The 14,400-nt window shown below is 63.4% G+C and carries 16 protein-coding genes; 6 read left to right on the forward strand and 10 right to left on the reverse strand.

What is annotated here, in order from left to right:
• Nucleotides 1-287 precede the first annotated feature (287 nt).
• Nucleotides 288-734 (reverse strand): type II 3-dehydroquinate dehydratase, encoded by a 447-nt coding sequence (gene aroQ / locus BLT65_RS07205; protein WP_091776498.1) that lies wholly within the window; start codon nt 732-734, stop codon nt 288-290.
• A gap of 385 nt (nt 735-1,119) precedes the next feature.
• Between aroQ and BLT65_RS07210 the strand changes: the two genes are divergently transcribed.
• The gene (locus BLT65_RS07210; protein ID WP_042306428.1) at nt 1,120-1,458 is read left to right on the forward strand and encodes a hypothetical protein; all 339 of its coding nucleotides are present in this window, start codon (nt 1,120-1,122) and stop codon (nt 1,456-1,458) included.
• A 137-nt stretch (nt 1,459-1,595) separates the two neighbouring features.
• Nucleotides 1,596-1,910, forward strand: a complete 315-nt coding sequence (locus BLT65_RS07215) for a hypothetical protein (RefSeq protein ID WP_081920848.1) — start codon at nt 1,596-1,598, stop codon at nt 1,908-1,910.
• Between the two features lie 42 nt (nt 1,911-1,952).
• Here BLT65_RS07215 and BLT65_RS07220 read toward each other — a convergent pair whose 3' ends face one another.
• From BLT65_RS07220 to BLT65_RS07245, 6 genes are all read right to left on the reverse strand, one after another.
• Nucleotides 1,953-2,288 carry a hypothetical protein gene (locus BLT65_RS07220; protein ID WP_042306429.1) on the reverse strand — a complete coding sequence of 112 codons (336 nt, stop codon included), beginning with the start codon at nt 2,286-2,288 and terminating at the stop codon, nt 1,953-1,955.
• Between the two features lie 105 nt (nt 2,289-2,393).
• Complete coding sequence (locus tag BLT65_RS07225; protein ID WP_042306430.1) at nt 2,394-3,170, reverse strand: AraC family transcriptional regulator; 777 nt, start codon at nt 3,168-3,170, stop codon at nt 2,394-2,396.
• A 153-nt stretch (nt 3,171-3,323) separates the two neighbouring features.
• Nucleotides 3,324-4,607: an FAD-dependent oxidoreductase gene (locus tag BLT65_RS07230; protein ID WP_091776500.1), complete on the reverse strand. Its 1,284-nt coding sequence runs from the start codon at nt 4,605-4,607 to the stop codon at nt 3,324-3,326.
• Complete coding sequence (locus BLT65_RS07235; RefSeq protein WP_091776502.1) at nt 4,604-4,876, reverse strand: (2Fe-2S)-binding protein; 273 nt, start codon at nt 4,874-4,876, stop codon at nt 4,604-4,606. The genes BLT65_RS07230 and BLT65_RS07235 overlap by 4 nt, the downstream gene beginning before the upstream one ends.
• A complete protein-coding gene (locus BLT65_RS07240) occupies nt 4,869-5,996 on the reverse strand; it encodes an NAD(P)/FAD-dependent oxidoreductase (RefSeq protein WP_091776505.1) in 1,128 nt (375 codons plus the stop codon). The genes BLT65_RS07235 and BLT65_RS07240 overlap by 8 nt, the downstream gene beginning before the upstream one ends.
• Nucleotides 5,993-6,958 carry a 4-hydroxyproline epimerase gene (locus BLT65_RS07245; protein ID WP_091776960.1) on the reverse strand — a complete coding sequence of 322 codons (966 nt, stop codon included), beginning with the start codon at nt 6,956-6,958 and terminating at the stop codon, nt 5,993-5,995. Before BLT65_RS07245 ends, BLT65_RS07240 begins: the two co-directional genes overlap by 4 nt.
• Nucleotides 6,959-7,306: 348 nt before the next feature.
• Between BLT65_RS07245 and BLT65_RS07250 the strand changes: the two genes are divergently transcribed.
• A complete protein-coding gene (locus tag BLT65_RS07250) occupies nt 7,307-8,212 on the forward strand; it encodes a dihydrodipicolinate synthase family protein (RefSeq protein ID WP_091776508.1) in 906 nt (301 codons plus the stop codon).
• A 76-nt stretch (nt 8,213-8,288) separates the two neighbouring features.
• Here BLT65_RS07250 and BLT65_RS07255 read toward each other — a convergent pair whose 3' ends face one another.
• Entirely contained in the window at nt 8,289-9,014 is a 726-nt protein-coding gene (locus tag BLT65_RS07255) for a response regulator transcription factor (protein WP_091776510.1), read from the reverse strand.
• Nucleotides 9,015-9,278: 264 nt separating this feature from the next.
• Between BLT65_RS07255 and BLT65_RS07260 the strand changes: the two genes are divergently transcribed.
• On the forward strand, nt 9,279-10,586 hold the full coding sequence (locus tag BLT65_RS07260) for an MFS transporter (protein WP_091776512.1): 1,308 nt from the start codon (nt 9,279-9,281) through the stop codon (nt 10,584-10,586).
• 88 nt (nt 10,587-10,674) lie between these two features.
• The gene (locus BLT65_RS07265) at nt 10,675-12,186 is read left to right on the forward strand and encodes an MFS transporter (protein ID WP_091776516.1); all 1,512 of its coding nucleotides are present in this window, start codon (nt 10,675-10,677) and stop codon (nt 12,184-12,186) included.
• 83 nt (nt 12,187-12,269) lie between these two features.
• Here BLT65_RS07265 and BLT65_RS07270 read toward each other — a convergent pair whose 3' ends face one another.
• Entirely contained in the window at nt 12,270-12,542 is a 273-nt protein-coding gene (locus BLT65_RS07270; RefSeq protein WP_007587531.1) for a hypothetical protein, read from the reverse strand.
• Between the two features lie 137 nt (nt 12,543-12,679).
• Nucleotides 12,680-13,117 carry a DoxX family protein gene (locus BLT65_RS07275; RefSeq protein WP_091776518.1) on the reverse strand — a complete coding sequence of 146 codons (438 nt, stop codon included), beginning with the start codon at nt 13,115-13,117 and terminating at the stop codon, nt 12,680-12,682.
• A 309-nt stretch (nt 13,118-13,426) separates the two neighbouring features.
• Here BLT65_RS07275 and BLT65_RS07280 point away from each other — a divergent pair, with 309 nt between their 5' ends.
• Nucleotides 13,427-14,155 (forward strand): DeoR/GlpR family DNA-binding transcription regulator, encoded by a 729-nt coding sequence (locus tag BLT65_RS07280; protein ID WP_042306438.1) that lies wholly within the window; start codon nt 13,427-13,429, stop codon nt 14,153-14,155.
• Nucleotides 14,156-14,400 lie beyond the last annotated feature (245 nt).

The following is a 14,400-nucleotide window of genomic DNA, read 5'->3' on the forward strand; positions in this document are numbered from 1 at the left end:
TGGGTAAGAACAAGAGCTGGCGGTGTGAGCCGCTTTCTTTTGCCTACTTTTCTTTGCGGCGGCAAAGAAAAGTAGGTGCCGCCCCGCACAGGGGCGACGCGTGAAGCGCGAAGGCAAAGCGCGGATGCCAGCGAAAAGGCAAAAACACCAAATGGCAACGCTTGTAGCACGAAGGCAATACGCGGATGTCAGCGAAGAAAGGCCAGCAACTCCAACCGGCATCGCCCGCGCCTCGCAGGCACCGGCGTAAAGGCAAAAAACCAAACCGCCCGCGCCGCGAAGGCGCATCACCTCAACTTCAAAATCTCCGCCATCCTTTCCAGAGCGAGCACATATCCCTGAGTACCACACCCACAAATAACCCCATCCGCGACAGCGGACATATACGAGTGATGCCGGAACGCTTCACGTTTGTGAACATTAGAGATATGCACTTCGATCAGTGGCTTTCCAATCGCCGACAGCGCATCCGCAATCGCCACCGAAGTATGCGTATAAGCCGCAGGATTAAACACAATCCCCTGCTGCGTCGTACGCGCGTCGTGAAGCCACTCTATCAACTGGTGCTCGGCATTCGACTGTCGAAAATCAATCGCGAGACCGAGCCTTTGCCCCGCCTCGCGGCAGCGACGCGCAACGTCGTCCAGCGTTTCCGCTCCGTAGATCGTCGGCTCTCGCGTGCCAAGCAGGTTGAGATTAGGTCCATTTAAAACCAGCACCGACGCAAAACTCATGACTAGAAAACCTCCCTATAGTACCCCGCACAGCGCGTCGAAAACCGATCCCGATGCACCTGACGCGAGCCGCGTCAAAGTTTGCACGTCATCACAAAGCCCGTCTTTTGGGGTTTTCACTTATTTTGTACCATCTAGTTAATTTTACTTGAATAAAATCATGCAATTCCACGCTAAACAAACAAGCACAAATTAACCAAATAGCCCAAAAATAATTTACCGAACCGCCGGCGGCAAAAGAAACCCCCACACCGAGTGCCCGCGAAAAATCAGGCACACCGCTTGCACCGATATAATTTCCCGAACGTTTTGCGGTTCCGCATCGACGAGCCCGTCCCTCACCCGACGCCTCGCGCGGCGCCCACCGCCAACCAGAAGGAGACTCATGAAGAAGCTAGCCGTCACCCTGTCCATCCCGTTGCTGCTCGCCGCTTGCGCGCAATATCAGGCGTCTCACAACCCGGATGCCGGCGATCCGATGAAGGACAACATGACGAATCGCCCCGTCAACGATGTCATCCAGTGCATGACCCAGGCCGCGGCGAAGCACGACACGCCCGTCAAGGCCACGCCCATACCGCAAGGCCAGATGCTTGATTTCGGCGAGTCCAACATCGTGAAGGTCCGCGCCGACAACGGCGGCACGACGTTCCGCTACTACGCTGGCAAACGCAACACGTCGAACCTGTGGATCGAAAGCGCGAGCAAGGAATGCGCGCCCTGACGCCGCTCGCAAGCGCGGCGGCGTAACTGGATGTAACAACTTCTCCGCCCTCGAAGGCGGATGGCTTAAGAATCGTTTAAGTCTGCGCTGCCAGTATTCGTCCTTCACACTGACCCGCGTTCCACCCAGGTGCCAGGATGGATTACTACAAAGACCGCAACGACCCGACGACGCGCATTGCGACCGACTCTCCGGCCGCATCCGCGCAAGCCGCCGCCGCGAAAGCAGCGCCGCCTAAAAAGACGACCATTCTCCGCCGGCTCCTCAGCCCGCATGAGCTTGCAACGATGCTGCTGTTGCTGCACGCGCCTATGGCTGCGTTTGCCAAGCCGGAGATTCCGACGCTGCAGGAAGCCGGACTCGTCGAAAGCATCGCCACGGATGCGGGTGAATCACACATTCGCCTGACGCCCGAAGGCAACGCGATTCTGCGCGGACTCGGCGTCAAGTAAGAGAAGCACATCCCGCTTTTCGGCGCATCTCGCGCTGCGAAATTACGCCTGCCATACGCCATACCCTGATTCGCGCAAACCGATCGCCAGTTCGACTTCCATGTCGCGCGCCCCGTCGTACGGCAGGGGATTGAAGACTTCGTACAGTTCCGGCATCAGCCGCAAACCGTAGTCGCGCACATAGCGATTCGACTGAATGCCCGCTTTGTGACGGTCGAAGCGCAAGTCCGGGTCCAGCCCGGTCATACCCACATACACGCACGGCCGTTCGAACCGATAGTCGGGATTCGCGCGTCGAAAGCGTGCCTCGTTCCAGACGGTATCGTCGAGCGCGACCACGTAAACGTAGTAGCGAAGCTTTGCGCGGCGGGCAGGCATCGTTCTCTGGCTGCTTATATCTGGCTGCTTGTGACTGGCTTGTGACCGCAAGCGCGGCTAATCGCTGATTTGTTTTTGCTCAATGTCGCGGCGCGGAATTGACAGTTAGTTGCGCGAGGTGCCGTGCAACAGCATCCGGTATTCGGTCGGCGTGACGCCGACGGTCGCCTTGAATTGCCGCGTGAACGCACTGTGATCTGTATAGCCGCACAGGGCGGCGACATCGGTGACCTTGTCGTGCGATACAAGTAAAGCTGTCGCCGCATCGAGCCGGGTCTTCAGCAGCACCTGGCGTGGCGTCAGATGAAACACCTTGTGAAAATACCGTTCGAGCTGCGCAACCGACATATCCGCCATCGCGGCAAGCTGTTTCAAATTCAGCGGCTGCACATAATTTTCTTGCAGATACTGCACGACCGTCGCGAGCCGGCTATACGCGGGGTGGCTGATTTCATCGGCGCGCAGATCGCGTGAAATGCCCGCCAGCCCGACCACCCGCCCCGCCGCGTCGCGCAACGGCTGCTTGCAGGTCAGACACCAGCCCGGCTGCCGGCCCGGATACAGATGCAGTTCCAGCTGATCGACCATCTGATTGCCGACATGGATCACCGCCTTGTCCTGCGCCGTGTAGATGCGGCCGAAGCGGCTCGGAAACACGTCTTCCGCCGTCTTGCCAAGCAGCTTTTCTTTCTCCTTGAATCCACAGCGCGACACCAGCGTGCGATTGACGAGCGCGTAGCGCGCCTGCGCATCCTTCACGAAGAACACGATATCGGGCATCGCGTCGAAGACGGGTTCGAGCAGCGCGAAATGCGAGAGCATCCCGGCCAGCGACGCCTCACCCGAATCGAGCGCGTCAAGCGTAGAAGCGAACGTGTTCATCGTGAGGGTTCCGTGCATGGGCTGCGAGAGCGTGAAGACTGCCCCGGCGGGTGTCGCGGGCTGATCGATTATAGGGCGGCGCGTGGCGGGCGAAAAAGTCTTGCGTCAGCGCGTTCGATTCGCGCCCTGGTAATTCTCACGCGGACGGGCGGGTCAATGCGCGGCCGCATCCTCATCGGCCGCAAGGATCAGCGTGGCGATCTGCGCCGGGTGGATGGGCGGACGAACCTGCGTCACATCCCAGCCGAGCAACGCCTGCGCCGCACCGCCGCAAATGCGGCCCTGGCATGCGCCCATTCCGCAGCGCGTGTGCAGCTTCGCGTCGCGCCAGTTCGCATGCGCCCGGACCTCGCCGATCGATACGTCTTCGCAACGGCATAGCAATGTGTCGTCGGCGGGTAGTTGGCGCGTGTAGTCGCGCAGCGCGAATGCCGACTCGACGCGCGCGGCGAACCGCTGCCAGCGCTCGCGTTCGCGTCTCAGTTGCTCGCCCTGCTCGACGTCCACGGCGGTAAGCCCCGCAAGCCGCCCTTCCACTCGCGCAAGCTCCATCCCGCCGACGCCCACACATTCGCCCGCCGCGAAGATGTTTGCGACGGACGTGCGCTGCGCGTCGTCGACAGCGATCGCACCGTCGGCGCGCGTCGCGCAGCCCAACGCGCGAGCGAGCGTCGTGTTCGGCACGAGGCCGTAGCCGCAAGCGATGCGATCGCAATCGATCGTCTCCATGCGTCCACCCTTGCGTTCAACGATCGCACGCTCGACGCGTCCACTACCCTGCGCCGCCCGCACCACGCTCGACGTCAGATAACGAAGCCCTGCAAAGCCGCGCGTCAGTTGAGCCGCTTGCACGAGCTTCGCGGGCGTCGCCGCAAGCGACACGCCAAAGCGCAGCACCGACGCTAACGGCGCCTGCTCGACCACGGCCACGACCCGCGCGCCTGCGGCACGCGCGGTCGCGAGGGACGCGAGCAGCAACGGACCGCTGCCTGCAATCACGATGCGCTCGCCGCGCACAGGCACGCCGCCCTTGATCAAAGCCTGCAAGCCGCCTGCGCCCGTCACGCCGGGCAGCGTCCAGCCGTCGAACGGCAACAGCAGTTCACGGGCGCCAGTGGCGAGGATCAGGCGGTCGTAGCCGATGCACGCGCCGCCTTGTTCCGCCGATTCGATCAGCAAACGGCCTTTGTCGAGCGGCGCAATGACGCGCATCGCGGACGCCAGCATCACGTTGCCGTTCGCGTAGATCCCATGTAGAAGCGCGGCCAGTTCATCGGATGGCGGATGCGCGGGCCCATTGCGCCATACCTGGCCGCCCGCGCGAGGATTGTCGTCGAGCACGGCGACGCGCGCGCCCGTTTTCGCCGCCTCGCAAGCGGCAGCGAGACCCGCCGGCCCCGCACCCACGACGACGACATCGAAATGCTGACCGTTCATCGCGGCCTCGTCGTTTGCACGATCTGGCCGTCGCGGCACACGGTCTGACATGCGAGCACATGCATGCGTCCATCGACCGTCACGCGGCATTCCTGGCACACGCCCATGCCGCACATCGGCGCGCGCGGCTCGCCAGTGACGGACCCGCGTGTGCCGTATGCGCTCCCGCCGCACACCGCCAGTGCAGCGGCGATGGTGGCGCCCTGCTCGATCTCGACAGGGTTGCCGTCGATCGTGACGCGAACGCGTGGAAGAAGCACTTCAGACATGACACGCCCCAAACTCGAAACGCGCAGGCAGAAACGGATCGACAGCAATGGCCGCCGCTGTCTGCGTGATCTGCGCGGCGAGCAACTGCGCCGTGCCGAGCGACGTCGTCACGCCCAGTCCTTCGTGGCCGACAGCAAGCCACACGCCGGGCGCCGCGCCGCCCGCAGGACCGATCAGCGGTAAGCCATCCGGCGATGCCGCGCGAAAGCCCGTCCATGCGCGAATGCCGTTGAGCGTCGGCAACTTGGGCAGATAACGCGCCGCGCGCTGCAGCATCTGCGCGAGCACGGGCATTTCGACGGCTGCGTCGGTGGTGTCGAACTGACGCGACGAGCCGATCAGCAGTTGTCCCGTCGGTCGAGGCTGCGCGTTGAACGCGACGGAGGTTCCCGTCGCGTGATGGGCGCTCTTGATATAGCCGAGTTCGAGCAGTTGATGACGGATAAAACCGGGATATCGATCGGTGATCAGCAAATGGCCTTTTTTTGGCTGCAGCGGCAGGCCTCGCACGAGTTCACGCGCCTGCAATCCGTTCGCGACGACGATGTGCGCGCCGCCGACGCGCTCGCCATTCGACAGTGTGACGTGTTGGGCATCGACGGCCACGGCTTGCGCATGCAGTCTCAAGTCGATCCGCGCAGCGCCGGGCGATTGCGTGAGCAGCCATTGCGCCGCAGACGGCGCATACACGATGCTGTCGTGGCCGATGAGCAAGCCGCCCGCCATGCCCGCTGCGAGCGACGGCTCACAGTCATAGAGCGCGTGCTCGTCGAGCAGTTGCGCCGCGACGTCCTGCGCGACGAAGCCGGCATGCATCTCACGCGCGGCGTCGAGCTCTTCGGCGTCGGCTGCGACCCACAGCGTGCCGCAGCGCGCAAACGCATCGCGCGTTCGCAACTGCGGCGCAAGTTCTAGCCACAAGTCGCGCGAATAGCGGCTCAACGCGAACTCCGCCGGCGAATCGTTCATCACTACGATATGCCCCATGCCCGCCGCCGTCGCGCCACCGCCGATACCCTGCACATCGAGCACCGTCACGCGCAGCCCACGCGCGGCGAGTTCCGCTGCGCACGCCGCGCCGACGATGCCCGCGCCGACGATCACGACATCCGCCGTCATACCGTGCGGATGCCCCACGCGAACGGATCGCGCTCGTCGAAGCAAAGGCGGCTCTCGGCCATGATGTGGGCGTGCCCGGTGATGGTCGGAATGACGGTCGCGATGCCGTCCTGCGTGCTGCCTTCCGCATAGCTCGCTTCAAATACGCTGCCGATAATGCTCTCCTGCCGCCACACCGTTCCCGCCGCGAGCTTGCCGTCGGCGGCGAGGCACGCGACCTTCGCGCTCGTACCCGTGCCGCACGGCGAGCGGTCGTACGCGTTGCCGGGGCACAGCACGAAGCTGCGGCTGTCGAGGCCCTCGCGCGAACCCGGCCCGAACAGTTCGATGTGGTCGATCAGCGCGCCGTTCGCACCCGTGATGCCCGCCGCGATCAGTGCGTCGCGGATCGTCGAGCTGAAGTGCGTGAGCTCGGGAATGTTCGACGCGTCCAGCGTGCGTCCATGGTCCGCGACGAGAAAGAACCAGTTGCCGCCCCACGCGATATCGCCCGTCAGCGGACCGAAACCGGGCACGTCGACGGTGACGTCCTTGCGATGCCGGTAAGCCGGCACGTTGCGCACTGACACGCTGAGATCGGCGTTGAGCGTCGCCTCGACAATGCCGACAGGCGTATCGATCAGATGCCGCCCCGGCCCAATGCTTCCCATATGCGCAAGCGAGACGACGAGGCCGATCGTGCCGTGCCCGCACATCCCCAGGTAGCCGACGTTGTTGAAGAAGATCACGCCCGCCGCGCACTCCTTGCGATCCGGCTCGCACAACAGCGCGCCGACCACCACATCCGACCCGCGCGGCTCGGTGACGATACCCGCGCGCCAGTCGTCGAAGCGCGCGCGAAACACGTCGAGCCGTTGCGGGAGCGTGCCGCCGCCGAGGTCGGGGCCGCCGGACACCACGAGGCGGGTCGGTTCACCGCCCGTGTGCGAATCGATGACGTTCAAGGTTTTCATGCTGCTCATGGTAGAAACGCGGCGGCGCGCAGTCTTGAAGCTGCTGCGCGTGGATTGTGACGATTTCAGCATAGCCCGAAGAATGCGGATGCCGCTTGCATTCAGGCTGTGGCCGGATGGATCATCGAGCAGGCGGAGCGCGGCTGCATCGCGTGCGGGTAGGGTATCGGTCCAGCCGCGTTCGGCGGTTGAATGAAGGGCAAAACGAGCACGAAACGCCGAAAGCATCGTAAATAAGGGATTCCTCTCGCACAGCCGCTATGCCGAAATCGTCACGCGAAACGCGCGATTCGCGCAAGACATCCGAATATTCCCTGCTTACACTGCACTCGACTCATCACTTTCAGGAGAGCAGTCGTGGCGCATATCTGGCAAGGCGTATTGCCCGCAGTCACCACCAAGTTCAACGCGGATTTCAGCATAGACCGCGCGTGGACCGGCAAGAATATCGAGGCGCAGATCGACGCGGGTGTCGACGGGATCATCGTGTGCGGCTCGCTTGGCGAGGCGTCCACCCTTTCCCTCGATGAAAAGCTGCAGGTGCTCGACGTAGCCGTCGAGGCATCGCGCGGCCGCGTGCCCGTGCTCCTGACGATCGCCGAAAACAGCACGCTCGACGGCTGCCGCCAGGCCGAAGCGGGCGCGAAGCGCGGCGCGGCGGGCTATATGGTGCTGCCTGGCCTTCGCTATCTGTCGGACCGCCGCGAGACGCTGAACCACTTCCGCATGGTCGCCGATGCCAGCCCGCTGCCGCTGATGGTCTACAACAATCCGCTCGCGTATGGCGTCGACATGACGCCGGAGATGTTCGCCGAGATCGCCGACGAGAAGAAGATCGTCGCGATCAAGGAATCGTGCGGCGACGTGCGGCGCGTGACGGATCTCATCAACGAAGTCGGCGACCGCTATGCGATTCTGTGCGGCGTCGACAATCTGGCGATGGAAGCGATCCTGATGGGCGCGCACGGCTGGGTCGCGGGACTGGTGTGCGCGTTCCCGCACGAGACGGTCGCGATCTACAAGTTGCTGAAGGCGGGACGGCTGGAGGAAGCGCGCGCGATCTATCGCTGGTTCGCGCCACTGCTCGCGCTCGATGTGTCGGCGAAGCTCGTGCAGAACATCAAGCTGGCGGAAGCGATTGTCGGCCTTGGCACGGAGCCGGTGCGTCCGCCGCGGCTGCCGCTCGCCGGCGACGAGCGCAAGGCCGTCGAAGCGCTGATCCGTCGCTCGATTGAAATGCGTCCGGCATTGCCAAAGCTGTAAGCACGAACGCGGGAAACAAAAAGAAAACGGCGGCTTCCTTCCACAGGTAGCCGCCGCCAGAAAAGCTTAAATCCGCTCAGGCCGCTTCCGCATGCGGCACAACGGCAGTTTCGTTCGTGCGCAGATGCAGCAGGCGATAGCCGCTCTTGTACACGGGCTGCAGACGAAAATCGTTTTGCGGCTCAATCTGCAGCAGCACGCGCAGGCGCGACACGTGGCTGTCGATCGTGCGGGTCACCTCGCGGAACTCGCGGCCCCAGACCATCGCGAAGATGTGATCGCGCGACAGCACGCGGCCGATGTTCGAAAAGAACAGCGACGCCAGCCGGTACTGCGTGCCCGACAACTGCACGGGCGCTCCGCGCAGCGTGACCAGCTGGCGACGGGTGTCGAAGTGATAAGGCCCGACGTCGAAACTATCCTTGCCGTAGCGTTCCGGATACGCGCGGCGCAGCAGCGCGGACAGGCGCTCGCGAAACTCGGCATGCCGCACGGGCAGCATGGCGTAGTCGTCGGCGCCCAGCACGAACGCGCGCACCGCGCTTTCTTCCGAACCATCCGCCGACGCGAACATCACGGGCATGCGCTCGCCGCCTACCGAGCGAACCGCCTTGAGCACGTCCGTGCCCGACAGACGCAGCGCGTGCCAGTCGAGAATCAGCAGATCGACCGTCGAGCGGGCGAGCACCTTGGAGAGCGTCAGGCCGTCGTCGTACACGACGCAACTGTGGCCAGCCTGAACGATGATTTTTTCCAGCAACTTACCCTGCACGAGGTCACGTTGAAGAATGGCGATACGCATGGTTGAGTCCTCGACAATTGGTCCAGGATCGCGATTCTGTTCACGCTGTATCGTTAAGCCCATAAGACTTGTCCGAATTTGCAAAGGTTCTGCGACAAATTACATCCTGTAAAATCGCGGGCTGGCCAAAATCGTCATCACGCCGCCCTATCCGGGCCGGCGTGCCGTGTCCCGTGCCCTACCCCGCACTGCCGCACTTCCTGCCTGACGACCGCCGTACTCCGCGCGCAACGCGCGGCTCTTCTATTCATACAACGACAGGCAATGCAAGCAACAGAACTGGGTAGACCACACGCCAGGGACAGCGCGCACGCGCGCTCCTTGACCCGCCACGACTACAAGACGCTCAGCCTCGCCGCGCTCGGCGGCGCGCTCGAGTTCTACGACTTCATCATCTTCGTGTTCTTCGCCCCGGCGATCGGACAGCTGTTCTTCCCGCAGTCGATTCCCGACTGGCTGCGTCAGCTGCAGACCTTCGGCATCTTCGCCGCCGGTTATCTGGCGCGGCCGCTGGGCGGCATCATCATGGCGCACTTCGGCGACCTGCTCGGCCGCAAGCGCATGTTCACGCTGAGCGTGCTGCTGATGTCGCTGCCCACGCTGATGATGGGCATGCTGCCCACCTACGCGAGCATCGGCATCATGGCGCCCGTGCTGCTGCTCCTGTTCCGCGTGATGCAGGGCGCGGCTGTCGGCGGCGAAGTGCCGGGCGCGTGGGTGTTCGTCTCCGAGCACGTGCCGCAGCGCCACGTCGGCTATGCGTGCGGCACGCTGACAGCGGGCTTGACGGCGGGGATCCTGCTCGGCTCGCTGGTTGCGTCGGCGGTAAATCGCCACTTCGCGGCCACCGACATCGCGGATTTCGCGTGGCGCATTCCGTTCCTGCTCGGCGGTGTATTCGGCCTGTTCTCGGTGTATCTGCGCCGCTGGCTGCACGAGACGCCCGTGTTCGCCGAAATGAAGCAGCGCAAGTCGCTGGCTGCGGAAATTCCGCTGAAGGCCGTGCTGCGCGATCACGGCCGCGCCGTGATCGTGTCGATGCTGCTGACGTGGATGCTATCGGCCGCGATCGTCGTCGTGATCCTGATGACGCCGACGCTGCTGCAAAAGCAGTTTCACATCGCGCCGGCAACGGCACTGTTCGCCAACAGCATCGCGACGCTGTTCCTGACGATCGGCTGCGTGCTGGCGGGCTCGCTCGCGGGTCGCTTCGGCGCGGGCCGCACGATTTTCGTCGGCTGCGTGGGGCTCGGCATCGCGTATTACGTGCTGTTCCAGCAACTCGCCGTCGATAGCGCGATGCTCGTGCCGCTGTATGCCATCGCGGGCCTGTTCGTCGGCGTGATCGGCGCGGTGCCGTTCGTGATGGTCAACGCGTTCCCGCCCGTCGTGCGCTTCTCGGGCATCTCGTTCTCGTACAACGTCGCGTACGCGGTGTTCGGTGGCCTGACGCCGATCGTCGTTTCGCTGATGCTGAAGTCGAATCCGATGGCGCCCGCGCTCTATGTCGGCGCGTTGTGCGTGATCGGCGCGCTGACCGCGTGCTTCGTGAAGAAGGACGCGGCGCGATAAAGCTGTTTTAAGTGGCGTGCGCAGGCACGCCACTTGCCCGCAAGGACTGGTCGTCGAATCGACACTTCAAGCCGGTCCGAAACGTCGCATGGCAGGGCCGCCCTATCATCGACGCATGAATACTTCTCCCGTACCTCGCTTTACGCCCGCCCTCGCGCGCATCGTCGCGACGGTCAGCGTCGGCTTCATCGTCACGCAACTCGACGTGACCATCGTCAACATCGCGCTCGCGAAGATCGGCGCGGATCTGCATGCGAACGTCACGGGCCTGCAATGGATCGTCGATGCGTACACGCTCGCGTTCGCGGTGCTGATGCTGTCGGCGGGCGTGCTGGGCGACCGCTTCGGCGCGCGCCGGATGTTCGCGTGCGGCATCGCGCTGTTCGCGGCGGCGTCGCTGGCCTGCGGACTCGCATCGGGCGCCGCGCTGCTCGTCGCCGCGCGCGCCGTGCAAGGGATGGGCGCGGCGGCAATGTTGCCCAATTCGCTCGCGCTGCTCAACGAAGCGTGCAGCCACGATCCGAAGCTACGCGCTCGCGCCGTCGGCCTGTGGACGGCGGCGGGCGCGATCGCGATTGCGGCAGGCCCGGTGATCGGCGGACTGCTGATCGCCGCGTTCGGCTGGCGCGCGATCTTTCTCGTGAATCTGCCCATCTGTGCGTTGGGGCTGGCTGCAACTTTCGCGTGGGTGCCGCATCCGCGAGCGGCCTCGACTGATAAAGCGCCTGATAAGTCCACCAGGGCTTCAACCGTACGCGGCATCGACCCCGTTGGTCAGTTGCTCGCAGTCGTCGCGCTGACGGCCTTCACGGGCGCCGTGATCGAATGGCGGCCGCTTGGGCTGGCGAATCCGCTCGTTTATGGCAGCTTCATGCTCGCGCTGATCGCGACTGTCGCGTTCATCATCACCGAGCGTCGCGTCGATACGCCGATGCTGCCGCTCACGTTCTTCGGCAACCGCACCTTCAGCGCGGCCGTGCTGTTCGGTATCTGCGTGAATCTGACTTACTACGGCGTCGTGTTTGTGCTGAGCCTTTATCTGCAGCATGCGCGCGGCGAGACGCCGCTGCAGGCCGGTCTCGCGTTCCTGCCGCTGACGGGCGGATTCCTGGTCTCGAATGTCGCGAGCGGCTGGGTGGTCGGTCGATTCGGCGCGCGGGTGCCGATGATCGCGGGCGCGATCACGGCTGCTCTCGGCTACGGGCTGCTGCACTTCGCGCAAGCTGCTTCGCCGCTCTGGACGCTGCTGGTGCCGTTCCTGCTGATTCCGTCCGGCATGGGCCTCGCCGTCCCGGCGATGACCACGGCCGTGCTCGCTTCCGTCGACACGCAGCGCGCCGGCACGGCATCGGCGGTTCTGAACACGGCGCGGCAGGCGGGCGGCGCAGTCGGCGTGGCAGCGTTCGGCGCGCTCGCGAGCGCATCGGATGCGGCGGGCGCAGCGCATGTGGTGGCCGGACTCCGATCGTCGACGCTGATCTCGTCGTGCATCCTGCTGTGCGCGCTCGGGCTCGCGTGTCTCGTGCATCCCGAGCCGCACGCGCGCGATCGGGCGCGCGCTGGCCGCAACGGCGTACGGGCTGCGAACGCCAGCAAATAACGCACGCATGACGCGCTAAAAACACAACACCCACGATGCACGCGGCATCGTGGGTGTTGTTTTGCCAGAAGCGGCAGGAGGCGTTACAGCGTCGTCTCCTGAATCGCGCCCGTATCGAGCGCCCTTTCGATGAGCCCTTCGCTCTGCACCTTGCGGATCGCGTCGGCGACGAGCGTCTCCGGCTGCTCGATTTCCGCCTTGATCGAGCTGATCAATCCGGCTGCATCGAGGATCACCAGCGTTTCGGCCGTATCGGCCCGGCTGATGATCACACGATGCGGCGTCGGCCCTTCGCCGAGGCTCGCGCAAAACTGCATGACCGTGCCGTTGATCGTTTGGTCAAAAGCTTGAATCATCGCGTGCTCCTTTTAGTCGAATTGGCTTGCCAGATATCGATGCTGCACGAATGATGCCCGCTCTTGCGGCAGCGTCGCAACGGAGGGCGCGCTTATTGCCGCCCTGGTGCCGCTGCGTCCCGCTGCCAGCGCAACGATCACAGGCTGCTGCCCAGGCCGCCACGCGGCGCGCGCGCGCCGTCGATGCTGATGCGTCCCGCGCCCGTCACGAACAGCAGCAAGAATCCGCCCGCGATGCCGACGTTCTTCCAGAAATGGATGATCATGTCGCGCTGCAAGGCAGCGTCGGTGATGTTCCAGAAGTCGTGTCCGAGGACGGCTGTTGCGATCGTATAGGCGGCCATGAACAGGCCTAGCGCGCGGATCCTGAAGCCGACCACGAGGAAGAGTCCGCCGAGCACCTCGACGGCCGTCGCAATCGGCGCGGCGACCTGCACGAACGGCACGCCCTTCGAATGCAGATAACCGACGAAGCCCGCATAGCCGAGCAGCTTCATCACGCCGCCCCAAAGGAACAGCACGGCAAGCGCAAGGCGGGCAAGAAGAATTACGCCGGAATCGACGGGACGCGTCATGGATGTGGCTCCTGATTTGAATTAAGCAGAAGACCGGGCGGCACGTCATCAGTTCCCGGGCGCTCACGTCAGAATAAGTGGAATGCCCCGCTTTTCCAAGCAATCGACATAGGCGAAATCTGACGCGTTCTGAGTTTTCATGCCTCGATATGGACACCGACGCCGACCTGGACGCGATGTTGGGGAATGCCCGCAATTTGAGCAAATTCATCAGCCGGCCGGGCACAGGCTTGTTATAATCTTCTCAGGAAATCGAACAAAATCTAACGCGCCATCTCGGCTCAACATCGCGTTGAAGAGACCATCCCCATGCTAAAAACTGAACGTCTGCGCATGCTCGCCGATGCGCTGGCCAAACAGAGCGTGATGCGCCTGCGCGACGCGGCGACGCTGCTGGGCGTATCGGAGATGACGGTACGCCGGGACATTGCTGCGAGCCCGGGGCATTTCACGTATCTGGGCGGGTATATCGTCAGCGCGACTGACGTGCCGAACACGGCTGGCTATTCGCTGGAGCAGGAAAAGGACCATTTCGCGCAGGCCAAGGCGGAGGCGTCGGCTGTGGCGGCGAAGCTGATCGGGAACAACGAGACGCTATTCATCGACTGCGGTACGACGCTTACCACGCTCGCGCGGCTGATTCCTAACGATCTGCATGTGACGATTGTCTGCTATTCGCTGAACGTTGCGGAGATTTTGCGGCGCAAGCCTAATGTGCGGATGATTCTGCTGGGCGGTGTTTATGTGCCGTCGTCGGATTCGTTTTCGGGCGAAGAAAGCATCGAGGTGCTTCGCCGCATGGGGATCAACAAGGCGTTTATTTCCGCCGGCGGCGTTGATGATGCGCACGGAGTGACGTGCTGGAACTTTCATGAAGTCGCTCTGAAACAGGCCGCGATGGCGGCGGCTGTCGAGAGTCATCTCGTGGTTGATAGTAGTAAGTTTGGTGTTGTTAAGGCGGTTCGGTTCTCGAAGGTCGAGGAGTTTGCTTCGGTTATTACCGAGAAGGGGCAGGTGGTTGCAGCGAAGCGGAAGTGAGTTTTTTGTCTGCGACGCTGGGTTGGGTTTTATGGCTTTGCGCTGGTATCCGCGTACGGCCTTTTGCGGCGCGGGCGGTTTGGTTGTTCTAGCTTTTGTGCTGGCATCCGCGATTTGTTAGCGTGCTTCAAGCGTCGCCCCTGTGCGGGGCGGCACCTACTTTTCTTTGCCGCCGCAAAGAAAAGTAGGCAAAAGAAAGCGGCTAACACCGCCAACATTTCTTTTTGCCTGAGGGCCCCCAAAGG

This window comes from Paraburkholderia steynii (genome assembly GCF_900100565.1).
In the GTDB taxonomy this organism is placed as follows: domain Bacteria; phylum Pseudomonadota; class Gammaproteobacteria; order Burkholderiales; family Burkholderiaceae; genus Paraburkholderia; species Paraburkholderia terrae.

What these genes read in the sequence shown, in the direction of transcription:
- BLT65_RS07240 (WP_091776505.1), bottom strand. Translation starts at nt 5,996, where the DNA reads ATGACGGCGGATGTCGTGATCGTCGGCGCGGGCATCGTCGGCGCGGCG.
- aroQ (WP_091776498.1), bottom strand. Translation starts at nt 734, where the DNA reads ATGAGTTTTGCGTCGGTGCTGGTTTTAAATGGACCTAATCTCAACCTG.
- BLT65_RS07245 (WP_091776960.1), bottom strand. Translation starts at nt 6,958, where the DNA reads ATGAGCAGCATGAAAACCTTGAACGTCATCGATTCGCACACGGGCGGT.
- BLT65_RS07270 (WP_007587531.1), bottom strand. Translation starts at nt 12,542, where the DNA reads ATGATTCAAGCTTTTGACCAAACGATCAACGGCACGGTCATGCAGTTT.
- BLT65_RS07260 (WP_091776512.1), top strand. Translation starts at nt 9,279, where the DNA reads ATGCAAGCAACAGAACTGGGTAGACCACACGCCAGGGACAGCGCGCAC.
- BLT65_RS07220 (WP_042306429.1), bottom strand. Translation starts at nt 2,288, where the DNA reads ATGCCTGCCCGCCGCGCAAAGCTTCGCTACTACGTTTACGTGGTCGCG.
- BLT65_RS07280 (WP_042306438.1), top strand. Translation starts at nt 13,427, where the DNA reads ATGCTAAAAACTGAACGTCTGCGCATGCTCGCCGATGCGCTGGCCAAA.
- BLT65_RS07215 (WP_081920848.1), top strand. Translation starts at nt 1,596, where the DNA reads ATGGATTACTACAAAGACCGCAACGACCCGACGACGCGCATTGCGACC.
- BLT65_RS07255 (WP_091776510.1), bottom strand. Translation starts at nt 9,014, where the DNA reads ATGCGTATCGCCATTCTTCAACGTGACCTCGTGCAGGGTAAGTTGCTG.
- BLT65_RS07275 (WP_091776518.1), bottom strand. Translation starts at nt 13,117, where the DNA reads ATGACGCGTCCCGTCGATTCCGGCGTAATTCTTCTTGCCCGCCTTGCG.
- BLT65_RS07235 (WP_091776502.1), bottom strand. Translation starts at nt 4,876, where the DNA reads ATGTCTGAAGTGCTTCTTCCACGCGTTCGCGTCACGATCGACGGCAAC.
- BLT65_RS07210 (WP_042306428.1), top strand. Translation starts at nt 1,120, where the DNA reads ATGAAGAAGCTAGCCGTCACCCTGTCCATCCCGTTGCTGCTCGCCGCT.
- BLT65_RS07230 (WP_091776500.1), bottom strand. Translation starts at nt 4,607, where the DNA reads ATGAACGGTCAGCATTTCGATGTCGTCGTCGTGGGTGCGGGGCCGGCG.
- BLT65_RS07225 (WP_042306430.1), bottom strand. Translation starts at nt 3,170, where the DNA reads ATGAACACGTTCGCTTCTACGCTTGACGCGCTCGATTCGGGTGAGGCG.
- BLT65_RS07265 (WP_091776516.1), top strand. Translation starts at nt 10,675, where the DNA reads ATGGCAGGGCCGCCCTATCATCGACGCATGAATACTTCTCCCGTACCT.